This window comes from Planctopirus hydrillae, from assembly GCF_001707835.1.
GTDB classification, from domain to species: domain Bacteria; phylum Planctomycetota; class Planctomycetia; order Planctomycetales; family Planctomycetaceae; genus Planctopirus; species Planctopirus hydrillae.
This window is the reverse complement of sequence record NZ_LYDR01000063.1, coordinates 118910-141326: the sequence shown is the minus strand read 5'-3', so window position 1 is coordinate 141326 and position 22417 is coordinate 118910. Positions and strand designations below refer to the sequence as shown.

The window sequence follows — 22417 nt, the reverse complement described above, 5'->3', positions numbered from 1 at the left end:
CCGCTACAGGTTCGATATGGAAAGTTAACCTCTCGCCCGGCGCTGCGAGAGGTATTCCACAAGGGCTCGATCAAATGGCAGACTGGTATCCAGAGGAACGTAATCGATACCGAGTTTGAGAGCATCGGCAGCGAGAGTTTTCCGCCAGGTTTTGAGTGCCTCGAGATAAGCAGGTCTTGTCCCTAAGGCGTCGACAATCAAAGACTCATCACTCTCGGGGTCAATCATCATCGATGCTCCCTGAAAGGGAAACGTGACTTCCGCTTCATCGAGAACGTGAAACAGGATCACGTCGTGACCACCATGCTTTAAGTATCGAAGTCCTTCCAGAATCTGATCAGGATCAGAAAGGAGATCGGAAAAGATCATCATCAGATGGCGGTGCCTCAGCATCCCGGCGGCACGCTTCATCGATGTGCCGAAATCGGTTGTTCCTGTCGGGCTTAATCGCGAAAGGAGACCCAGCAGTTCAGCGAGTTGGGAGCGCCTACTCCGAGGTGGTAATGACGCATTGATTTTGGTGTCGAACGTCATCAGTCCGACAGGATCCTGCTGATGAATCATCAGGTAGGCGAGTGCCGCAGCGAGGCAGATCGAATACTCGAACTTGTTGAGTTGTTGCCGGAAGGTGTAGCCCATGCTGGCGGAGAGATCCATCAGCAGCATGCCCGAGATATTCGTTTCCGCTTCAAACTTCTTAACGAAATATCGATCTGTTTTTGCGTAGACGAGCCAGTCGATATCTTTGGGATCATCCCCCTGGGAATATCGGCGATGTTCGCTGAATTCGACGCTGAAACCATGAAAAGGACTGGCGTGAAGCCCCTGTAAAAAACCTTCGACAATGAAACGTGCGCGGAGATCCAGACGTGAAACGTTGCGGATCACTTCGGGATTCAAATACTGCTCGGCTGAGTTGGGCATGACAGTATTCCGGAATGGTCAGTTTCTACAGTCGATCATGGCTTTCTATCTGGACTTATCTGTCAGGCAATCAGGAGTATTTCTTGATCGATGGCTCAGGGACGGCATCGAGCAAACGGGCAATGATGGCTTCGCGTGAAAGTCCTTCAGCCTGGGCCTGGAAGTTGGTGGAAATGCGATGTCTGAGAACGGGAATGGCCACGCGATGAATATCTTCTATGGCGACGCTCGGTCGACCATCCATCGCTGCCATGGCTTTGGCCCCGGCAATCAAGAACTGCCCGGCTCTCGGCCCGGCTCCCCAATCGACCAGGTCGCGGATGAACTTCGGTGCGGAATCGTCGCGTGGCCTGGTGGCGCGAACTAACCGGGCGACATAGTTCACTGTGAGTGGGCCAATTTCGACCATGCTCACTTGTTTCTGCAGGAACAGAATGGATTTTGCGGAGAGCACTTTACGGATCTCTGGTCTTTCGCCACGTGTGGTCGCGGTGAGAATTTCTTCTTCTTCCGAGAGATTGGGATAGTCGACGACGACGTTGAACATGAAGCGGTCAAGTTGTGCCTCAGGGAGTGGGTAAGTTCCTTCCTGCTCAATGGGATTTTGAGTCGCAATGACGAAGAAAGGTTCTGGGAGGCGGTAGGTGGTTTGGCCGACCGTCACCTCCCGTTCCTGCATGGCCTGCAAAAGTGCCGCCTGTGTTTTGGGGGGCGTGCGATTGATTTCGTCGGCCAGTAAGACGTTCGTGAAGACCGGGCCTTCGACAAAACGGAATTCGCGTCGACCGCTTTCGTTTTCATCGAGGACGTTCGTACCCGTGATGTCTGAAGGCATAAGATCGGGAGTGAATTGCACGCGTTTAAAGTGGACATCCAGAATCTGAGCGATCGTGGCAACTGTGAGAGTTTTGGCAAGACCGGGCACACCTTCGAGGAGGCAATGCCCACCAGTGAAGATGGCTCCAAGAATCTGCTCAATAACAGGCTTTTGACCAACGATGATCTTGCTGAGTTCTTCCTGCATCAGTTCACGGTGTTTGCGGAACTTCTCCAGAAAATCGTCAAAGTCTCGTTTTTCTGTGGCCACAAGGTTTCCTTTACCAGATGCAGTGAAATGTCTGCGTTAAATCGTAACGGAGAACCATGGCCAATACACTCGATCAACAGGTCGTTCGTTGACGATTCGTGATAAGTTTTTCCTTCGCTTCCCTCGTCAGGCGTTTTGAGATTGAAAGAGTTTTGAGCGTTTTTCCTCTTCAATTACAGGATGAATTGATCCAGAACCGAATCAATGATTTATCTGGAAATTGCACCGAAGTCAGCGTGAAGCATTTTCAGTCCCAGAGCGGTGAAGTGATGACTGGATACTGGGAAGTGACATTCAGTGAAGATCCCCCCCAAAACAGCGAGTGTTTTCACTGAAGTTCTTCAAATTCATTCGCTTGGAGACTGAAAACTCACCGATGCAGTCGATGCAGATGTGGATGAAGTATGGTTGACTGGCCGATGAATCCTGAGCGATTCATGTGATCAGATGGTGTCTCTGTGCCGGTTCCTCGTTGCTACTGAGACAGGTGTGTCGGAAAGTCATACTGATGGTGTTGTCGTTGTCGCCCGACATTCCGACGATTGAATGTGTTGAGCAATGCCTGGCAGCCATTGGGCATCCGACATTACTCGTGGGATCAAACGAGTGGGACGTGCTCTATGCGAACTTCGCCTACGAAGAGATGATGTCGTGTCAGCAGGCGGAGATTACAGGCAAAAGTCTATTTGAGATCCACGAGGGGTGCTGGAATCGATCCGCATTACTGAGTTCTTTACAGAATGCTTCCCACGGCGATCGGCTGGAACATATTATCGTCGAACACAATTGTTCGAATGGGTCAAATCGTGCATTCGAGGTGCATCATCGGGTGGCACAACTGGGAACAGCGAGGTTGTGTCACCTGCTGAGTATTCGGGATATTTCAGTCATTCGCCAGCTTGAAAGCGCCTACAAACGGAGTGAAGCCCGCCACCAGACTCTGCTGGATTCGGCTGTGGATGCAATTGTCATCATTAACACTCATGGGGCCATTAAAGCATTCAATCCGGCGGCAGAGCGTTTGTTCGGCTTTTCAAGCGATGAAGTTCTGGGACTGAACGTCAACATGCTCATGCCATCGCCCTATCAGCAGGAGCATGACAACTATCTGAGACGATATCTTGAAACCAAAGAGAGGCGAGTCATCGGGATTGGTCGAGAAGTGATTGGTAAGCGGAAAGACGGGACCGTTTTTCCGATGAATCTTTCGATCTCAGAAGTCACCGACGGTGAAGAGCGATTGTTTGTCGGGACTGTTCGCGACATTACTCATTCCAAACGAACAGAAGAAGCATTGCGTGACAGTGAAGCGCGGGTGCGGGCCATTCTCGGAACTGCGGTAGATGCAATTATCACGATTGACGAATCGGGATTGATCAAATCGCTCAATTCGGCAGCTCAGAAGATGTTCGGCTACTCTCATCATGAAATGATTGGTGAGAATGTGCGTATGCTCATGCCGGATCCCTATCGTGGTGAGCATGATGGCTATCTGCAGAAGTACCAGCAGACAGGAACTCGGCGTGTGATCGGGATTGGCAGGGAAGCTGTGGGCCGCCGGCGCGATGGTTCGACATTTCCTATGGAGTTGTCAGTCAGCGAAGTCCGGCAAGGTTCCCGGCGTTATTTTACTGGCATCGTGCGAGACATTACTGACCGCAAGCGGTACGAGGCTCGCTTGCGAGAGTCGATTGAAGAATCATCGAGATCTCAGGCTCGATTAAAAATTCAGGCTGAGGAACTGGCACAGCAGGCGACAAGTCTTTCTGAAGCCAGAAAATCGGCCGAGGCAGCGAATCGCGCGAAGTCTGATTTCCTGGCGAATATGAGTCATGAGATTCGGACACCGATGACCGCCATTCTCGGTTTTGCCGAACAAGTCTCTGCAAGTTTGAATCGACCAGAGGATTGTGAAGCGTTGTCGATCATTCGGCGGAATGGCGAGCATCTGCTGAAACTGATTAACGACATTCTCGATATCTCCAAGATTGAATCCGGTCTGTTTGAAATCGAGAAAACGACATGTGACTTGCGTTTGTTAATCCATGATCTCATGCAATCGATCGGGCCTAAAGCCGCACAGAAGAAGATTGGTTTGACGGTCAATTTTGCGACCAATGTCCCGGTCTGTATCGAGACTGATGTCCTGAGGCTGAAGCAGTCGTTGATGAATCTGTTGAGTAATGCCGTCAAGTTTACAGAACAGGGTGGTGTGGATCTCTCGGTGCGAATGACGGAAGAGTTTAAGACCGCACCACGAATACAGATGCAGATTTGCGATACGGGAATCGGGATCGCGGCTGAGCATCTTGATAAGTTGTTTATTCCGTTTTCGCAGGCTGATACTTCGGTGAGCAGACGGTTTGGAGGAACTGGATTAGGGCTGGCGATCAGCAAGCGATTGATCGAGTTAATGGGTGGCGATCTGCAGGTGAAAAGCATTCTCGGGAGTGGGTCGTCATTCACGATCACTTTGCCAACCGGAAAGATCAGTCATTCGGCTCTGGGAACTTCGAGACAGGTGTCTGGCCCAAGGTTGACAAAAGCACTCCAGGCAGAAGCCAGAGTGCGGGAGAAGCCGCTGAGCATCTTGCTGGCTGAAGATGGTGTTGATAATCAGAAACTCATTGGTCTGATTCTCCGCAAAGCGGGGCATGACCTGACAATTGCCGAGCATGGAGGAGTTGCGATTGCTCTGTATGAACGGGCCATCGCAGAGGGGCAGAGTATCGACATGATCCTGATGGACATGCAGATGCCCTTTGTGGATGGCTATGAAGCGACACGCCGGTTGCGAAGTATGGGATGTCAGATCCCGATTGTGGCGTTAACAGCCCATGCCATGGTGGGTGATCGCGAGAAGTGCCTGCAGGCGGGATGTACGGAGTACATGACCAAGCCGATTGATCGCCATGCCTTGCTGCAACTGATTGATGAACTGGGCCACCCTTCGGCCGTCGTGAGTCAGCAGCCCATTTGAGTTTTTCACTGCCGAACTGGGCATGAATGGATTACAGTCGTGACCATGGGTGGATGGTCATGACGATCATCATCGCTGGCCAGATTGATCGGTCGTGAAGGAAAACCGAGTGACAACTTTAGTAATCCGTGGTGGAGCGGTTTATGATCCTCTCCATCATCGAGATGGCGAAATCATCGATCTGTGGATCGAAAATGGCAAAGTTGTCGAACCACCTGCCGATCCTGCTTTCCGAGCTGACAAAGTGCTGGATGCCAGTGGTTGTGTTGTGATGCCTGGTGGAGTCGATATGCACTGTCATATCGCGGGGCCGAAAGTGAATGCAGCACGTCGCATGCTGGCTGGTGCCCAGCGAAGTGCGAGGCAGCTTGGAGTGCCCGAGTTTCCGCGGGCGGGAAATGCCGGCCCGGTGCCATCGAGTTTTGCAACGGGATATCTGTACGCGGGACTGGGGTATACGACGGCGTTTGATGCTGCGATTCCGCCATTACATGCCAGAGCTGTGCATGCCGAGTTTGCGGATCTTCCCATCCTTGATAAGGGCTTTTATACGCTTCTGGGTAATAACCAGTTCGTGATGCAATGCCTCGAACAGAACAATCAGCCGGCTCTGGAGGCGTTCGTGGCCTGGGTGCTGAATGCTGCCTATGGATACGCCGTTAAGATCGTGAATCCCGGGGGAGTGGAATACTGGAAAAGTGCCCGTTTACCACTCTACGATCTCGATATGCCGATTGGAAGTGAGCGAGTGACACCTCGTCACATTGTGAAACAACTGGCCGAGGCCGCAGATCGACTGCGTCTGCCGCATCCTGTGCATATTCATTGCAACCATCTGGGAATTCCCGGTAACTGGCGTACGACTTTGGCAACGATGCAGTCACTGGAGGGGCATCGCGGGCATTTTACACATATTCAGTATCACAGCTATGCCGGTGAACCGAATGATCAGGCGACGTTTGGTTCGGCAACTGCACAACTGGTTGAGTACGTCGAGAGTCATCCGGAGATTACCGTCGATGTGGGACAGGTGCTCTTTGGTGACACAGTTTCGATGACCGGAGACAGTCAGGTCGGTTACTACCTGCATCGACTGACAGGACGCCGGTGGTTCAGCGGAGATACGGAAGTCGAAGGTGGCTGTGGTGTCGTACCGATCACTTATCGCGATAAAAGTGCTGTCCATGCTCTTCAATGGGCCATTGGCCTGGAGTGGTATTTACTGATGAGTGACCCATGGCGAATCGCCATGAGTACGGATCATCCGAATGGTGCCTCGTTTCTGGCTTATCCGCAGATCATCGCCTTACTGATGAGCGAATCTTTGCGAGCCGAAATGCTGGCTCGTTTGCCTGCGGCCATGCGGTCGAAGACGATTCTGGGAGATTTAAAACGAGAGTACAGTTTGCGCGAAATTGCCATCATTACGAGAGCTGCCCCGGCCAGGATGCTCGGGTTGGCGAACAAAGGTCACCTGGGCTCTGGTGCGGATGCCGATGTGACCATTTATTCCCGGCAGGATGATCTCCGAGAGATGTTCGAAATCCCCCGATATGTTCTCAAAGGTGGTGAAGTGGTTGTCGATGGTGGGGAGTTGCGATCGACCCCGACAGGCACGACGTGGCATACCTTGAGGACCTGGGACGATGCGTTTGAGAAACAATTGGCGTCGTTCTTTCGCGAGCATTACACGTTGAACATCAAAAATTATGTGCTCGAGCCCGAAGACCTGGCAGGTCAAACCGCGGCGAATTCGACTTCCGGGTAACTGATCAGTGATGTTTCCGCTACCACCTTCCTTAAAGAAGCAAAAATTCCAGATTGTGTTCGAGAGTGCGGGGCGGTAGTCTGTCAAGTCACATGAGAGAATGTTTTGCGACTGCAAGTCTCTCTGGATCTGTCGAAAACTTGCTGAGCGACGTTCGTACTGCCCCATAGCAATATGTTCCGCCAGAGTTTCGATGTAGATGACGCGAGGGAGACGCGGAGGTTCTCCCGATCATGTTTGAATGAGGTATTGCTCCCCGGATGGAGAATCAGACAGTTCGTTTTGAAGATTTGGGCCTGAGTGAGACAACTCTGGCAGCCGTTAAGAAAATGGGGTTTGAAGCCCCCAGTCCGATTCAAGCTGCATTTGTCCCGCTGGCATTATCAGGTAAAGATGTCATTGGCCAGGCGCGTACCGGGTCTGGTAAGACAGCCGCTTTTGTGTTGCCGATTCTTGAGCGAGTCGACTCCGAGAAAGGTTATCCTCAGGCCCTCGTACTGACTCCCACTCGGGAATTGAGTCAGCAGATTGCCGAAGAGGCCAGCCGCCTTTCACTGAAACATCCTTTGAGATCTGTTTGTTGCGTGGGTGGCCGAAATATTCGCCCGCAAATTACCGATCTGAAAAAAGGAGCACAGCTCGTTATCGGAACTCCCGGCCGCGTCATCGATCTGATGCAACGCGGTGAGCTGGATACTTCCCGGTTGAAGATGGTGGTGTTAGACGAAGCCGATCGGATGCTCGACATTGGTTTTCGGCCCGATATCGAGCGAATTCTGAGAAAATGCCCGACAGAAAGGCAGACGCTGTTGCTCTCTGCCACGTTGCCAGCACCTGTGGCGCGGCTGGCACAGAAGTATATGAACGATCCCGAACGAGTCGATGTTTCTCACATCGGGGCGAATTCCCAGAATTCGATTACTCAGTTTTATGTGCCCGTGGATCAGGATCGCAAGTTTCGCACTTTGATTCGTGTGCTTTCACAAGAAAAGCCACAGCAAGTGCTGGTATTCACAAGAACCAAACGTGGTGCAGAAGAGGTTTACCGCAAGTTCAGTGGTCGCCTGCCGAGAATTGGCTTCATCCACGGTGATTTGTCGCAGAATCTGAGAGAAGGCGTGCTTTCCCGCTTCCGTGATGGTCGACTGAGGCTGTTGATTGCGACCGATGTCATGGGACGCGGCATTGATATCAGTGGGATTTCACATATTGTGAATTACGACGTCCCCATGGACTGCGATGACTATGTGCATCGGATTGGTCGAACAGGCCGCCTATCATCAACGGAGAAAATTGGCTCCGCGATCACGTTTGTGACGCGTGAGGAGGGCGACCAGTTGACCAACATTGAAATTCGAGTCAACAAGGAACTGGCACGGTACGAGATTCGAGATTTCGAAACTCAAAGGCCCCGCCGCCCTGCCCGGCATGTGAATGACCCGACTTAATACCAGCCAGCTTGTTGCTGCTGCAGATGAAGAATGACTTGTGCCGTTCTGATGACAGGCCGCTTTTCTGGCGATCAATTCAATCAGGCGGCAGTTCTGAAAATTTTGAGCTGACGATCATTTTGCGAGGATGTCTGGATGTTCGCAGCCCGAATCATTTTTCTTGTCGCAGGGATCTATGGCCTGGTGGTGCTGCTACCGATGTATGCAGCGGAATCGACATTCTCCGCCGAGTATCCACCCGCAATAACTCATACTGAGTTCTATTATGGTTTTCTGGGCGTCACGATTGCCTGGCAAGTGGCTTACGTGATCATGTCCTGGGATATTAAGCGCTATCGATTGATGATCATCCCCGCGATTATCGAGAAGGTGGGTTTTGTCATCCCCGCTCTGATTCTGACAGTCGTGGGACGTTTGCCGTGGCCACTCGTAGGTGCTGCTGCGATTGATTTTTTGTTTGCCGGGCTCTTTGTGTTCGCCTGGTACAAAACATCACCCGCAAAGACGACTACTTGATAAAGGCGATGGTCATGGGATATTTCCAGACTTCTCCATTACCGGCCTTAATAGCACCGATGATGGGGAAAAGGATCGTCAGGATCACCAGCACAATCAACATCGGGATGCCAATGATCACGACACAGAGAATGCCGCTGACAACACCGTAGATGAAGCTGGAAATCCACCAGTTCACAATGTTTTTGCCGTGCTGGTCAATTTCCGGTGACTGATCGCGGAAGAGCATCCAGATGACAATGGGGGCAACGATTCCGCCAAAGCCAGTCACCAGATTCAACAATTGGGAAAGGTGGAGCAGCACTGACCATTGCTTCACATCCAGATTGAGTGCTGGCTTGGGTTCAATCAGCCGGGCTTTTTGAAGCTCGAATTCTTCATTCGAGATCGTACCGTTATCGCGAAGCTGCTGCAGTTTGAAGAGTTCATCGGCAATTGACATTGTGGCCTCCGGTTTCTGATCCCGAGGTATTACGCAGAGAGATGGCCGATCTTGGCAAAAGTTTTTGCAAAAGCCAAATTCATTATCAGAAATTCGTCATGGCCCGTCTCTCAGGGAGTTTCCGCAGGATCCACTGACGAGGCATGCTCGGGATTGTCAGGCGGCATGAGATAAATCTCGCCATGAGGTTCCGGCTGCTCGGCATGAAACTGGTGATGCCTGAGAAGCTCAAGAACAGCCAGAAAAATACCCACGATTTTGCTGCGCTCGTTGGCACCTTCGAAGAATTCGCTGAACGATGCCCGACCAGTCTTGCGGACATGTGCTCCAATTCGTTCGACGTAGACAGAAATGGGAGTGTCGTCGTAACGAATAGCAGCGGTTTCGACGACGATTTTCTTCTGCATGACGCGAGTCAATGCACTCACCAGATCCCAGAGTTCGACTTCTTTGAAAGAGTCGTTGGCGAGATCCCGGCTCGATTTGGGCTTTTCACTGGTCATTCTCGGGAAATGATTGTGCCAGTCGTCGGCCTGTTTCTGCAGGGCTTGTCCTGCATCTCGATATCGCTTGTATTCGAGTAACTGCTCCACGAGCTCTGCCCGGGGATCTTCCCCCATGGCTGATTGAGCTTCCTGGGCCTGATCCTCAGCCCGCGGGAGAACGAGGCGACTTTTGATCTCGATCAGAGAACTTGCCATGACGACAAACTCTCCCACGGTATCCAGATCGATCAGCTCAAGGACCTGCAGAAATGTGAGAAACTGATTCGTAATCTGCGAGATCGGCAAATCGAGCAGATCGATTTCGTTGCGGCGCACCAGATAAAGCAGCAAGTCCAGAGGACCGCTGAAGGTGTCGAGTTGAACGCGATAGTCGGGCATTTCCTGATCCGCGTTCGTGAAGAATTTCGCATTCTGAAGGTGACAGATTTCAGAAGTGAAACAAAGCCGGCTCTCTGTTTATCGACGAACGGTATCATTAAATCCAGCCCAGCCCGCAAACTTCGCCGATGAAGTTTGCGGGCTGGGCTTTGAGTGTCTGCTTGCGGCAGAAACTGCCGACGCCGCGATTCAGCAGTTGGCAATTTTCTTCCGCAGCCCTGTCAGGAGTTCCAGAGCACTGGCGAGATCTTTCTTCTGTTGAACAGGATCATGTGGAATTTCGCGCTCGATGGTAAGGGGGCCGCGATAGCCGATTTCCCAGAGTGTCGTGAGATAAGCTTCCATCCCGACATCGCCAGTCCCCAGTGCGACTTCCTGGCCCCATGACTTTCCACGTTCGTTGACTGGGGCCCAGAGAGCATCTTTGCAATGAATGCTGCGGACGTAGCGGGCCACTTTGCGAAGAGCTTCAATCGGGTTGCCTGTCCCGTAAAGGATCATATTGGCCGGGTCGAAATTGATTCCCAGATTAGGGCGGTTGACATCTTCGATGAATTCCAGCAGGTGATCTGCTGATTCCTGCCCTGTTTCCAGATGGACGGCCTGGCCATGGTTTGCTGCATGGGTGAGCAGATCCTGGGTGACGCGAACCAGTTCGCTGTAATCGGGGCTGGAACTTTCCGGAACGAAACCAATGTGCAATCCAATAGCCGGGCAGCCGACCCAACTGGCGAAATCTGAAATCTCTTTCATTTCTGCCACGCGACTGGCACGTGTCTCAAGAGGCACGAGCCCGACAGTTCGTGCCGTGGTGGGGATATCGGCGTAACTTTCTCCATCAAAGCCGCCGAAGATAACAGTTACCTGAATGCCGGCGGCATCGCACTTCGCTCGAAAAGCCTGAGCATGTTCACGAGTTCGCGTCTGTGGATGAGGGGCATGCACCTGAACCGTGGGGACCTTGAGATCCTGTGCCACTTCCAGATGGACACCTAACCCGGCATCGACAGATGTGAATACACCAATGGGCCAGTACGGTTTTTGGGAAGTCATGGAGCCAATCCTTCAGTAGTCTGTCTCAGGTGCGGTCAATTCGATTGACAAGTCAGCAGGCAAATGTCATTTGATGAGGCGACATTTTGACCAGTTGATGTGCGAAATGTTAGCCCGTTGTGCATTGTGCAACCAGTCCCCAGAGTTCCGGGTTGGGATTCTTTGAAAGCCAACCCACTATTTTCTCTGATAGACCAGCGACACGACAGTGAACCAGTCGGTGGATTTTCGACCGGGACTGGGCACTGAAACGTACTCTGTGCGAAGATTCAGGGCGAGCTTCCAGCGATTCTCTTCGTCAAGATCCCACATGATGGAAGAGGTGGAGAAGACACGGTAGATCGCTCCATCGAGAAGCCCCGGTTGATAGCGGATCCGCGATTCAAGAGATGTCCGCTTGGCGATCGGCCAGCGCAGTTCAACCTCCGAAAATAAATCAAACGTAGTGCGCGTGTTGTCAGGAGAGTCAAACGCTTCGACCGTCACAGCGGGGCCAATACGAGTGATCAATCGTTTTTTGGGTTCGTAATAGAAGCGGTAGCCTAATCCTGTCGTATTGGTGCTGCGAATGTTCAGATTTGCGAGCTGGTTGTATTCATTTTTGGTACTCAAAAACGTAATCCAGCGGTCTTCTTCGCTGGAGAATGGCCAGTCAAAGTTGCCGTTCAACCACCAGCGGTTGGCAGTCACATTCCCGGTCGTCTGTGCCCATTGCCCACCCACATCCATTTGTCTGAGGCTGACTTTGGTTGAACGTTCAAATTGAGCAAGGATATCGATGATGTCGATATTCGAATTTCCGTTCGTAAAGTTTCCCCCCAGTTGAATGCGATTGGTCCACAAAGAAGCCTGATTAGTGGCTGCAGCAGCGGTGTGCTGAGCCGTCGAGAGCACTGAGCTGATGGCATTGACTGAGGAACCCAGGAGAGGAACTGATGCAGTCCATGTCTCTTCGATCGCGTCGTGACCGAAGGCTTCTTCGGGAGGTGTCAGATCAATGACGTCTTCCAGCGAGTTGTGAATGTCTAATAGAGGATCTTTCTGCATTGGGGGCGGTGTCGTTGGCTCAGGGTTGATGCCTTTCAACAGAGAGTCCTCTGGAGAGTCGCTGAGGGCTCTGGCACTGGATGAGAAGATCGGTTTCTCGGAGTTTGGTCTCAGAATATCGGGAGGAGGACTTGTGTTCTGCTGAGATGAATTTGGGGGTTGAGATCTGGCAGGCAGGCTCGTCGGGCCCGTTGGTTCAACGGCATCAATCCGCACAATCTCGTTGATGGGAATGCGAACATCTTCACCCGTTTGTTTTCGCCAGAGAACATTTCCATTCTCCACGGATTGACTGGTGCCAATCAGAACGGTTCCGTCAAGAAGGAGGACTTTCTCGGCGGCGAACCCCGTTAAGCCACTGCACAAAAGGCTGATACAAAGGACGAACATTCCCAGGCACCTGGAAGCAATCTCCAAGGGCTGAATCAAAGCCGGAATTGTGCGTTCAGGCTGGGGCAAACTGGGGCCTCAAAACGTACAACGTGAAATTGGAATGAGATCAGGCGAGAGAAGTTTCTGACGAAATTTCCGAACGTGACTGACAGGACGAATTGAAGTGCTGGCGGGAGAAGATTGCGGAATGGAATAGGGGATTAGAGGAAGTGTTAGCGCGGCGAGCGGATATTAGCTCAAAAGTGAGGCCGAGGACAACCTGAATTCTACTCAAGCGGGCCAGTGTTGTTGCGTTGTAAGTGTTTATTCTGTTGTTGTTTGCGTTGTTTGTGAGTGTCGGTTCCAGTGGGGTGAGCTGATTGGGATAAAAATCCTGTCTTCAGAGAGACCATGTGTGCCACTGAGTTGAGGACAATTTCTATCCTCAGATAATCACAGAACTTAGGCTCAGTTTGGGAGATTTGTGGCTGGAAGTGTATGCTTAAACTCGCAAACCAAGTGGATTCTGGTGTCCATCAATCAGAAATGATGCTTCAAGAACTATTTCACAGATGTCTGTTGCATCTGGAAGAAGTGGTCTGAACGTTCAACAGGGAGTCATTTTTCAAGATGTATCAAGTTCTGCTGACTGATCGTGCCTGGCCCAGCCTGGATATCGAAACGGAAGTGCTGGCAGCAGCGGGTGCCAGATTGATTGAAGCACCGGCAGGTGATGAAAAAACACTCTGCGAACTGGCAGCGGAGGCTGATGCGATTGCCACGAACTGGGCCAAAGTGACGCCAGCCGTGATTGCAGCAGCACCCCGTCTGAAAACTGTGGCTCGTCTGGGAATCGGACTGGATAACATTGCGATTCCCGAATGTACCGCACGGGGAATTCCCGTTACCAATTCACCCGATTACTGCACTCACGAAGTTTCTGATCATGCCCTCGGATTGCTGTTAGCCCTGTCGAGAAAAATTGCTTTTTTTCATCATCGAACCAAGCAGGGCGAATACAACCTGGGGGCAGGGTTGCCTTTAACCCGCATCAAGGGCCAGAAGCTGGGCCTTGTTGGGTTGGGGAATACGGCTCGCGCACTGGTACCCAAAGCCAGGGCCCTCGGCTTGGAGATTCTGGCTCATACATCGAGCGGTAATGATTACGGGACGGGCTGCCAGATGGTGAGCCTGGCAGAGCTTTTGTCGCAGAGCGACTTTATCTCGGTGCATGCTCCACTCACTCCGGCCACACGCAAGATGTTCGGAAAAGAGCAGTTTCGCCAGATGAAGCCGACGGCGTATCTCATCAATACTTCGCGTGGTGGATTGATTGATGAGGCGGCGTTGGAAGAGGCCATCAAGTCGGGATGTATTGCCGGTGCAGCGCTGGATGTCTTCGATCCGGAACCTTGCGATTTAAGCAGGCCACTTTTTCAGGATGAGCGAGTGATTGTCACCCCTCATGCGGCCTTTATTTCAGAACAATCCCTCGAACAAATGCGGCGGGAAGTCATGGAACAGATCGTTCAGGTTTTTCGAGGGGAAAAGCCAAGAAATCTGGTCAACCTGAAGTAGGGTCTACTGAGATTACTATCCAGATCGATGTAGAAGCAGTACTCAACTCACCGGTTATCGAGCCTCGGATTCGAGGTGATAATCGGTGATTTTTTTATGCAGTGTGTTCCGGTTAATCCCCAGCTTGGTCGCCGCTTTGGTTTGAACTCCCTGGCAAGTTCGCAGAACCTGCAGGATTAGTTCTTTCTCGACGAGAGTCACCACGCGGTCATAGGCGTTAGTGCAATCTTCTCCTGCATCGAGCAGGCCCAGCGTGACCAGTTCACTACAAAGCGTTTCGAGATTGTTGGAGCGGGATCGATTCAGGCGGATGGGAGCCATTCCGCGAACATGCGGAGGGAAAAGATCGAGTGTTAATGTCTCGCCTGAGGACAAGACAATCGCACGCTCGACATAGTTCTGGAGTTCTCGCACATTTCCCGGCCACGCGTAGGATCTCAGGACGGCGATCACGTCTTCAGAAACTTTAGGCACAGGGCGACTGTTGGCAATCGCATATCGCTTCGCAAAGTGAGCAATGAGGTCTGCCAGATCGTCTGGTCGATCGCGCAATGGGGGCAGATAGATCGGGACGACGTTCAGGCGGTAATAGAGATCCTCACGGAAGCGACCGGCATCGATTTCATCGAGCAAGTCACGGTTTGTGGCTGCGACGATCCGGCAATCCACACGAATGGTCTTTGTATCGCCAACGCGTTCGAATTCCTGCTCCTGGAGCACACGCAGCAGTTTGACCTGCAGCGTATAACTCATGGAGTTGATTTCATCCAGAAAAATTGTGCCCCCATGGGCGGCTTCAAACCGTCCGGTGCGATTCTCGAAGGCACTCGTGAAGGCACCCTTTACGTGACCAAAGAGTTCGCTCTCAAGCAGGCTTTCGCTCAATGCTCCACAATTGACCCGGATAAATGGACCTGAGGCCCGCGGGCTCATCTCGTGAACGGCTTTGGCAACAAGCTCTTTTCCTGTCCCGGTTTCACCAAGGAGCAGGACAGTCGCAGATGTGGATGCCACTTGACGGACAAGCCGATGCACATCCAGCATCGATTGGCTGGTGCCAATCATGGTGTCCATGACGGAAAAACCGCCTTTTGTGCCATTCGACATTAAGTTGGAACTCATGAGATCATCGCATGAGGAAGAAGACGCTCGCTTATCGGGAGCCAATTGCCTGTAATATAGGCGTTCGAGAGCTCGATTGCTAATCAATCTGGGTGGGGACGAAAAAATATTCAAATATTCTTGGCTACAAACACTTGTGTTGCAAATGAATCGCGCGGCGATGCCTTGAATGTGGGCTATTGCTGGATGCGACTCACGTTCGGGATCCTGTGCTATCCTCGGGATGCGCTGACAATCGCTGACTCTGGCTGCGAAGACTGGAAAACGCCTTCGAATGTGTCGGCAACTGGAGTCACTCTGATGGAAACAGTTTATCGGCGTTAAGCATGACACGATGTCAGAAGGATTGATACAGTGCACACTCTGAAAGCGGACTGGGGATGAAGCGGTCAACTTTTCCAGAACACTTTATTCAACGCATATTGCTCGATGAATTTTGAGCAATCATGGATCTGATCCATCACAAGCTCGCCAGAGCTGATCGTGTCAGTGGCTTAACGTTCCATAGTGAGTGATTGAAATGCAGTTTGAATTCTCCAGGATGGGTGGAAAGCTGGCTGGGCCATCAGGAATTTTAACCTTGATGGATGACCTCGGCCGGGCTTTGGCTTCTGACCCACACATGCTGATGCTGGGAGGAGGGAATCCGGCCCTGATCCCGGAGATGACGCAAATCTGGAGAGAGCGGATCGAGGTGCTCCTCAAGACCGGAACTATCGATCGATTACTGGGTCAGTATGATCCGCCTCAGGGGAATCTGCAGGTCATTGAATCATTGGCCAAACTGCTTCGCACTCACTATGGCTGGAATGTCTCCACTGAAAACATCGCTGTAACAAGTGGTGGCCAGACGGCTTTCTTTTATCTTTTCAACCTGCTGGCGGGCCAGATGTCTGATGGCTCGTACCGGCGGATTTTATTGCCTGTCACTCCGGAATATATTGGCTATTCACCGTTGGGATTAGACTCGGGTCTCTTTGTGGGATGTCGGCCCAAAATATCGACCCCTGATGAGTCACAGCCACATCTCTTCAAGTACCATGTTGATCTGGAGGCCGTTGATTCAGCTTTGTCGCGACATTCCATTGGGGCTGTAGCGATTTCCAGGCCTACGAATCCCTCCGGGAATTTTTTATCCGATGAAGAGACCCGTGAGATCGTGGAACTCGCCACCCGGCATCGGGTGCCAGTGATTATCGATAATGCTTACGGGGCACCATTTCCTGGTGTGGTGTTTCAGCCGACGACTCCCGTGTGGAATGAGTCGATGATCACGACCTTCAGTCTCTCGAAACTGGGTTTGCCAGGCACACGTACGGCTTTTGTGGTCGCTGCTCCGCAGATCATTAAGGCCATCACAGCTATGTCGGCCGTGACAGGGCTTTCGCATGGAACGGTGGGCCAGCAACTTGTGGCCGATCTGATCGAGTCGGGCCAGATTGTCGGTCTCGGGCCAAAAGTTCTGCGACCATTCTATGAAGAGAAAAGCCGTTTCGCTGTTCAGTGTCTGACCGATGCTTTGAAACGACATGCAGTTGATGGACGAATTCACGTCAGCGAAGGTGCGTTTTTTCTATGGCTCTGGTTACCTGGGCTCCCGATCAGCTCACAAAAGCTCTATCAGCGACTGAAGCTGAGAAAGGTGCTGATTGTTCCCGGAGAAGAATTCTTCTTTGGACTGGAAGAGCCGTGGAAGCATGCCGAGCAATGTATACGCCTCAACTTTGCACAACCTGCACATGTGCTTGAAAAGGCTTTTGAAGTGATCGCCAGCGAGGTGAGTCTGGTTTGTCGCGGATAACGGGTAGCCCGGCCAACTTGTGGCCGGGTTGCCGTGCAGAGGCACGACGACAAGACGCAGTGCCATGCGTATAACTTGTCCTACCGACATCAGATACCGAGTCGCCGACCCCTTCAGGAATTGCGACAGCGATCGAGCATTTGAATCCATGGGCCCACAAAGTGGCCACTGTCGTGATATGTGCGACCACTCACCATGTTGCGATCGATGACACAGGGTTCGTTGACGTAGATTCCGCCGCAGATTTCAAGATCGAAGCGGCATTTGGCGACAGTCGCCATGCGTAGACCTTTGACAATGCCGGCACGAGCCGGGATTTCAACACCATGGCAAACACTGGCCATCGGCAGGCCCTTTTCCCAGAACCAGCGGGTGATGTTCAGCAGATCTTCGTCTTCGCGAATGTATTCAGGAGCCCTGCCCCCACTGAAGAAGATCCCTGCATAATCTTCAGGACGAATGTCTTTGAAGGCGATCTCTGCATCAATCGAATAGCCTTCCCACTCTTTGGTGATAGTCCAGCCTGGCTTCACCTCGTGCAGAACCATCTGATACTTGCGTTTTTCCGGAGCAGCCACGACAGGCTGATATCCTCCTTCAATCAAGCGGTAGTAAGGATAAAGCGTATCGACGGTTTCTGTCGCGTCTCCGACAACGATGAGAACTTTGGGCTGTGACACGGAAGAACCTCATGGGAATAACAGGATCAAGACATTGGGTGTCATTCGAGTTTCATCGTTATACGAGACGATCAACAGCGATGCCACGCCACGGAAACGGTAAAGATCGAGCGTGTTGTGGCAGCGATCACTGAGTGTTGAGATATCCGGTCAGTGGTGCTTGCTGCCATTCTTTCAGTCGTTCATGTCCTTGAGCTATAGGTTCCCAGGGAAGTGAAATACCACTGTAAAGCCGTGGTGCTGGCTGAATGTGAAAGCTTTCTCCATAAGCCCGGATGTGATCGAGCACTTTATTGGCATTGGTAAAGGGATTTCCTGCCGGGATTGATTTCACGGAATCGAAGGTCTGTTGTACGAGAGTTTCCAGTCGAGTCGATAGTGCTCTAGCTTCGTCGATCTGGCCCGCTTCCGCGAGTTGAATCATGGTCGCCAGTTCTTTGGCGAAGACATTGGCCGTGCTGAGCAGAAATCCATCGTAGGCCCCGCCAGACTCTTTCAGCCAGTGTGCATAGCCGCCAGCTTCGGCACCGCGAACCAGAAAAACGCCCTGCAGATCGACGCCAGAGGTTGCGACACGGTCATGTCCGCTGGTGTCTTTGAACAGAATCAGATTGTGGTAATTGGCTGCCAGCCATTGCACTGTCTCTGGTGAGACTTCATTCCTGGTGACTTGTGGCAACTGATAGAGAGCGATCGGGTATCCCATATCGAAGACTGTGCGTAATCCAGCAAGAATTTCGGGCTGTGTTAACTGTTCACCTTGCGGTGGACAGACAGTGAACCCGGCAAAGCATGGATGCTGTGAAAATTGATGCAGCCTTTGGATGCCACTGATGACGTTGTCTGTCGAGGTTTTCAGGACACCAATCAGGACGGGAAGGTTGAGGGAGTGGGCGATATCGAACGTGATTTCCAGCAACTGCTCAATATCGTCATCGGTCATCTCCCAGCCTTCGCCTGTCGATCCGGGAACGAGTAGTCCACCGATCCAGGGTGACATCGCCGTGGCATGAGCGCGAATTCTCTGGACGTCGAACTGAGCGGCGGCTGAGAAGTGCGTCAGTGAGGGGCACCAGAGTCGCGGAATTCCCTGAGGGAAAAGTTTCTGCTGTAACTGCTGACGGGCGTTTGAAATGGAATGCATGAAGTTTTCGGCCTGAGCTTGGACGAATGGATTGTTCAGGGGATTCCAGTTGCCAGAAGGAAGTCGATGCGCGCGGCAACCGATATCGAATCACAAGAGAAATAGTAACAGACCATCATCTCATGCACTTGCCTGAACGATCCGATTCAGACGTCTTTGGCCAACTGATTATTTATGATCAGTGATCGAGGTGGCGGGGTGAGAACTGACAGGTTCGACCTGGAGATCGTCGATCAGGCTGCGATTGGTGATCAGAAAAGGATGCTTGTACTGATCCATGGTGCCGCCATTGCGGGCGAGTTGGCTGAGATCCCAGGCGCGCCAGGCACCTTGTGGAATGACAATCAATTCGAGGGGATCGAGCAGGCCTTCGACTCTTTTCCGGCGGTACAGATAGTTCTGCTCACCCAGAGATTCGTCCAGTTGCCGAGCCAGAGTGGCGATCGAATCGGAAGAGAGTGAATCTCGCATTTCGGCGTAAAACCGATAGGCCATCGGCTCATGGGGAAGTGGCATAGTCAGTGAAAAATCGCCCAGAGGCGTCGCTGTTGACTGAACGAACGTTGTGACCGCTTTGACAATCTGGCTCTCGGTGAGTTTTTCACCGAAGAGATTGGCAATTCTGCTTCCTTTATGCAGAAATTCGATCATCGGTGCTTTTTCATGCCAGTCAACAACTCGCACCACATCATGAATGTTGTATCGATAGAGACCGCTGGTCGTTGTCAAAAGGATGTAATACTCTTTCCCGGTTTCGAGTTCGGCGGCATCGAGAACAATCGGATGGCTGGAATTCATTTCGTCGACGGGAACGAACTCAAAATAGGCACTGGTCACATCGAGAATACCCGCAGGTGTGTTGTCCTCTTTGGGAAGGCTGATGCGGCTTTCGCTGGAGATCAAACCGATATCCCGCAATGTGACATCGCCGAAATACTCGGGAATTTGTGAGATGTAAGCCCTCGTAGGCCCACCCAGCCAACAGGCAATCAATCGAAGTTGAGGCCAGACATCCTTGGGGTAAAGAGCATTCTGGCGAGTAAAGATCTGCTCCAGTTCGAGAGCACGTTTGCGATTCGGGCGGATCTGGCGCTTGAGCCAATTCTGGAGATGTCGCGGCAAAGCCGCTGTGCAGGAGTGGGTACCGTCGTGCAGTTCGCGAATGAGACGTTCCGCGTGTTCAGTTCCAAACCGAGCGAACTGGAGAAGCAAACCCGGATTGGGGGCGACACCCATACCGAGGTTTCTTTGGATGCCGATCCGCCAGTTGAGGTAACATCTGGCAAAAGCGTCGGCATGGTCAGCCGTATCCGCCGGGAGGCAATAGGTGCTCCGTACGACGGCAGGATTCATTTTGACTGTCAGGCCACTGAGACTGCCACAGGGAATGCCCGCTGAAGTGACCGATTCCTTCGAGGCACTGCCAAAGCTGACTTTTGGCTGCAGGAAAAGCTGCGGGTACTTTTCGAAAGTCTGTAAGCCCCACATCGACCAGCCGCGTCGGTAATCACTGAGGTAGCGATTGGTGACGGGGATAAATTTTCGAGTGCTGCTCGTACCACTGGTGAGATTGAACATGACGATCTGCTCGTTGCAGAACATCGCCGTGGTTTCACCCGCTTTGACGCGTTCGATGTAAGGGGCGAAGTTCTCGTACTCAGCGATTGGCATTCTCTTCTGGAAATCAGCCGCAGTTTGAATTTCTCGAAAAAAATGATCCTTGCCAAACGCCGAATCCGCATGGGCAGCAAGTAATTCTTTTAAGAAGGCCTGTTGCGATTCGCGGGGTCGCATTGTGGCCTGATGAAACGCCATGCGCTGCTGGCCGACTTTCCGTGCCAGGAAACTGCCGATCATGGAGAAGATCAGATTGAGCATCGTGCAGTATTCCGTAGAACAGTTCTGGCAAAGTGATCGCGATCAGATGGTCAGTACCAGTTCGAAGACCACTTGGAGAAAGCAATCACTCGTTAAACGTGAATGGCGGCCCCGCCGTCGATGATCAAGACTTGCCCTTGAACCAGATCGCTCAGTGGGCTGCAAAGATAAAGGACTGCGTTCGCGACGTCTTCGGGCTCGAGCTGGCGATCACCCATCATGGTCTTGGAGCTTCGTGCGTTAAACATGACTTCGGAGCCAGGAATCATCTTGGTGGAATCTGTCGGAACCAGACCCGCCTGGACAACGTTGAAGTTCATTCCCTGATCGCCAAACTCAAGTGCCATGTGGCGAATCAGACTTTCCAGTGCCGCCTTGGAGGTACCAATCAGACCGTACCATGGGAGTGCCATGTGTGAGCCATGGCTCGAAATGGCCACAATCTTGGCTCGATCGACGCTTTGCCCTAACAAAGGATGTGCGGCCTGTACGAGGAATAGAAGTGCGCGGACATTGGTATTCATCGCGGCTTCGAAATTCTTGGGAGTGGCCGCCAGCAGGGGGCGGAATCCACCCGATGCAGCATTACTGACGAGAATGTCGAGCCTGCCAAACTCATTGCCCACAAATTCCATCATGCTCTGAACATCGCTCTGCTCGCTGACATCCGCACGGACAATAGCCACGCGGCGGCCCATGGCGGCGATTTCTTCTGCCACGCGGTCGGCACAGTCGCGAGACTGCACATAATTGATGACCACGTCAGCTCCTGCGCGGGCAAGTTGCAGGGCTGTCGCGCGACCAATGCCGCGCGAGGCCCCGGAGACGAGGGCGATCTTATTGGTTAAATCAATCATTCGAGTGGCCTTTGACTCTGTAATTCCGGGAGTAAGAATTCGTGTTTTCAGGGTTGAGCATCAATGCATGATCAGCTCGTGAGATGCGTCGTTTAGTGAGTGAGAACTGGTTTTGTTATCGAAGTAGTCTTCATCAGAGTTCGAGAAGGAGTTCTGCTTGGTCAAGATGGCTGCGAGCAGGCAATCTTTTTCGATGAAGCGGATGACGGCTTCATCAAAGTGCACTTGAATTCCTCTCACACGGCAAATCAACTTTCTGCCCTCAGGAAGAATTTCAATCTGTCTGGGACGAAATGGTTCTCCATGATTTACGGATTTGTAGACTGCTTCCTTGAGTGCCCAGAGGGTTCCAGCCGCCCGCTCATCATGATTGGCGAGATATTCTCTTTCCTCCGGCGTGAACCACATTTGTAAGGCGGCCAGAGTGAAAGTGCTGGTGTTGACCAGATCCACTCCGGGTCGAAATTGCGGCTGCCGACAAATGGCGAGTGCGTAATTGTCTCCTGCATGTGAAAGCGAAAATGTCCAGGGGATCTGCTGGTTCTCGATGAAAACTGCTGGTGGAATCCCCCTGCCCTGATGATTGCGCGTCAAGACTTCAATCTCGGATAACTCGAGTGACATGAAATCCTGAGAGCAATCAGTTTTCAGCAATCCAAAAACTCGACTCGCAATCAAAAATCGGCTGAGCTCCCACGATTCTTTGCGGGCAGGGTCGAGGAACTTTTCAGTATCATTGGCGAACTTCTCCCCGAGACCGCTGGAGAGCAGTTCGGTTCGAAGTTGTGCTTTGGTGGCGGTATGAATCTCGAAGTGAGAAGTCATTCCCTCCC

The 22417-nt window shown here is 52.0% G+C and carries 18 protein-coding genes; 6 read left to right on the top strand and 12 right to left on the bottom strand.

All coding sequences use genetic code 11. The annotated features are described in order from the left end of the window. Positions 1-24 precede the first annotated feature (24 nt). The gene (locus A6X21_RS08050) at positions 25-924 is read right to left on the bottom strand and encodes a DUF58 domain-containing protein (RefSeq protein ID WP_068847084.1); all 900 of its coding nucleotides are present in this window, start codon (positions 922-924) and stop codon (positions 25-27) included. Between the two features lie 70 nt (positions 925-994). Then, on the bottom strand, positions 995-2011 hold the full coding sequence (locus A6X21_RS08045; RefSeq protein WP_013109950.1) for an AAA family ATPase: 1017 nt from the start codon (positions 2009-2011) through the stop codon (positions 995-997). A 508-nt stretch (positions 2012-2519) separates the two neighbouring features. Here A6X21_RS08045 and A6X21_RS08035 point away from each other — a divergent pair. From A6X21_RS08035 to A6X21_RS08020, 4 genes are all read left to right on the top strand, one after another. Then, positions 2520-4991, top strand: coding sequence for a PAS domain S-box protein (locus A6X21_RS08035; RefSeq protein ID WP_068847082.1), 2472 nt, complete (start codon positions 2520-2522; stop codon positions 4989-4991). 109 nt (positions 4992-5100) lie between these two features. Beyond that, complete coding sequence (locus A6X21_RS08030) at positions 5101-6759, top strand: formylmethanofuran dehydrogenase subunit A (protein WP_068847081.1); 1659 nt, start codon at positions 5101-5103, stop codon at positions 6757-6759. Between the two features lie 260 nt (positions 6760-7019). Next, complete coding sequence (locus A6X21_RS08025; protein ID WP_068847080.1) at positions 7020-8207, top strand: DEAD/DEAH box helicase; 1188 nt, start codon at positions 7020-7022, stop codon at positions 8205-8207. A 138-nt stretch (positions 8208-8345) separates the two neighbouring features. Next, positions 8346-8726, top strand: coding sequence for a hypothetical protein (locus A6X21_RS08020; RefSeq protein ID WP_068847079.1), 381 nt, complete (start codon positions 8346-8348; stop codon positions 8724-8726). Here A6X21_RS08020 and A6X21_RS08015 read toward each other — a convergent pair. From A6X21_RS08015 to A6X21_RS08000, 4 genes are all read right to left on the bottom strand, one after another. Further along, entirely contained in the window at positions 8719-9168 is a 450-nt protein-coding gene (locus A6X21_RS08015) for a magnetosome magnetite crystal formation protein family (protein ID WP_068847078.1), read from the bottom strand. The two genes, A6X21_RS08020 and A6X21_RS08015, sit on opposite strands and share 8 nt — an antisense overlap. A 110-nt stretch (positions 9169-9278) precedes the next feature. Further along, the gene (locus tag A6X21_RS08010; RefSeq protein WP_068847077.1) at positions 9279-10052 is read right to left on the bottom strand and encodes a segregation and condensation protein A; all 774 of its coding nucleotides are present in this window, start codon (positions 10050-10052) and stop codon (positions 9279-9281) included. A gap of 189 nt (positions 10053-10241) precedes the next feature. Further along, positions 10242-11105: a sugar phosphate isomerase/epimerase family protein gene (locus A6X21_RS08005; protein ID WP_068847076.1), complete on the bottom strand. Its 864-nt coding sequence runs from the start codon at positions 11103-11105 to the stop codon at positions 10242-10244. Positions 11106-11282: 177 nt separating this feature from the next. Next, positions 11283-12542: a DUF481 domain-containing protein gene (locus tag A6X21_RS08000; protein WP_131818248.1), complete on the bottom strand. Its 1260-nt coding sequence runs from the start codon at positions 12540-12542 to the stop codon at positions 11283-11285. Between the two features lie 612 nt (positions 12543-13154). Between A6X21_RS08000 and A6X21_RS07995 the strand changes: the two genes are divergently transcribed. Continuing rightward, positions 13155-14102 (top strand): C-terminal binding protein, encoded by a 948-nt coding sequence (locus A6X21_RS07995; RefSeq protein ID WP_068847074.1) that lies wholly within the window; start codon positions 13155-13157, stop codon positions 14100-14102. A 54-nt stretch (positions 14103-14156) separates the two neighbouring features. Here A6X21_RS07995 and A6X21_RS07990 read toward each other — a convergent pair whose 3' ends face one another. Then, entirely contained in the window at positions 14157-15224 is a 1068-nt protein-coding gene (locus tag A6X21_RS07990) for a sigma-54 interaction domain-containing protein (RefSeq protein ID WP_240490202.1), read from the bottom strand. A gap of 520 nt (positions 15225-15744) precedes the next feature. Here A6X21_RS07990 and A6X21_RS07985 point away from each other — a divergent pair. Continuing rightward, positions 15745-17025: a valine--pyruvate transaminase gene (locus tag A6X21_RS07985; RefSeq protein ID WP_068847073.1), complete on the top strand. Its 1281-nt coding sequence runs from the start codon at positions 15745-15747 to the stop codon at positions 17023-17025. A 113-nt stretch (positions 17026-17138) separates the two neighbouring features. Here A6X21_RS07985 and A6X21_RS07980 read toward each other — a convergent pair whose 3' ends face one another. The 5 genes from A6X21_RS07980 to A6X21_RS07960 form a co-directional block, all read right to left on the bottom strand. After that, a complete protein-coding gene (locus A6X21_RS07980) occupies positions 17139-17705 on the bottom strand; it encodes a DJ-1/PfpI family protein (protein WP_068847072.1) in 567 nt (188 codons plus the stop codon). 127 nt (positions 17706-17832) lie between these two features. Then, positions 17833-18849 carry a dihydrodipicolinate synthase family protein gene (locus tag A6X21_RS07975; RefSeq protein WP_068847071.1) on the bottom strand — a complete coding sequence of 339 codons (1017 nt, stop codon included), beginning with the start codon at positions 18847-18849 and terminating at the stop codon, positions 17833-17835. A 168-nt stretch (positions 18850-19017) separates the two neighbouring features. Then, on the bottom strand, positions 19018-20727 hold the full coding sequence (locus A6X21_RS07970) for a GH3 auxin-responsive promoter family protein (RefSeq protein WP_068847070.1): 1710 nt from the start codon (positions 20725-20727) through the stop codon (positions 19018-19020). A 92-nt stretch (positions 20728-20819) separates the two neighbouring features. Then, positions 20820-21584, bottom strand: coding sequence for an SDR family oxidoreductase (locus tag A6X21_RS07965; protein ID WP_068847069.1), 765 nt, complete (start codon positions 21582-21584; stop codon positions 20820-20822). Between the two features lie 60 nt (positions 21585-21644). Further along, positions 21645-22409 carry a 4'-phosphopantetheinyl transferase family protein gene (locus tag A6X21_RS07960; RefSeq protein WP_165603723.1) on the bottom strand — a complete coding sequence of 255 codons (765 nt, stop codon included), beginning with the start codon at positions 22407-22409 and terminating at the stop codon, positions 21645-21647. Positions 22410-22417 lie beyond the last annotated feature (8 nt).

Coding starts and splice junctions, on each gene's coding strand:
- A6X21_RS08010 (WP_068847077.1), bottom strand. CDS start 10,052: ATGCCCGACTATCGCGTTCAACTCGACACCTTCAGCGGTCCTCTGGAC.
- A6X21_RS07970 (WP_068847070.1), bottom strand. CDS start 20,727: ATGCTCAATCTGATCTTCTCCATGATCGGCAGTTTCCTGGCACGGAAA.
- A6X21_RS08000 (WP_131818248.1), bottom strand. CDS start 12,542: ATGTTCGTCCTTTGTATCAGCCTTTTGTGCAGTGGCTTAACGGGGTTC.
- A6X21_RS07960 (WP_165603723.1), bottom strand. CDS start 22,409: ATGACTTCTCACTTCGAGATTCATACCGCCACCAAAGCACAACTTCGA.
- A6X21_RS08035 (WP_068847082.1), top strand. CDS start 2,520: ATGGTGTTGTCGTTGTCGCCCGACATTCCGACGATTGAATGTGTTGAG.
- A6X21_RS08005 (WP_068847076.1), bottom strand. CDS start 11,105: ATGACTTCCCAAAAACCGTACTGGCCCATTGGTGTATTCACATCTGTC.
- A6X21_RS08020 (WP_068847079.1), top strand. CDS start 8,346: ATGTTCGCAGCCCGAATCATTTTTCTTGTCGCAGGGATCTATGGCCTG.
- A6X21_RS07985 (WP_068847073.1), top strand. CDS start 15,745: ATGCAGTTTGAATTCTCCAGGATGGGTGGAAAGCTGGCTGGGCCATCA.
- A6X21_RS08025 (WP_068847080.1), top strand. CDS start 7,020: ATGGAGAATCAGACAGTTCGTTTTGAAGATTTGGGCCTGAGTGAGACA.
- A6X21_RS07990 (WP_240490202.1), bottom strand. CDS start 15,224: ATGAGTTCCAACTTAATGTCGAATGGCACAAAAGGCGGTTTTTCCGTC.
- A6X21_RS07995 (WP_068847074.1), top strand. CDS start 13,155: ATGTATCAAGTTCTGCTGACTGATCGTGCCTGGCCCAGCCTGGATATC.
- A6X21_RS08015 (WP_068847078.1), bottom strand. CDS start 9,168: ATGTCAATTGCCGATGAACTCTTCAAACTGCAGCAGCTTCGCGATAAC.
- A6X21_RS07965 (WP_068847069.1), bottom strand. CDS start 21,584: ATGATTGATTTAACCAATAAGATCGCCCTCGTCTCCGGGGCCTCGCGC.
- A6X21_RS08050 (WP_068847084.1), bottom strand. CDS start 924: ATGCCCAACTCAGCCGAGCAGTATTTGAATCCCGAAGTGATCCGCAAC.
- A6X21_RS07975 (WP_068847071.1), bottom strand. CDS start 18,849: ATGCATTCCATTTCAAACGCCCGTCAGCAGTTACAGCAGAAACTTTTC.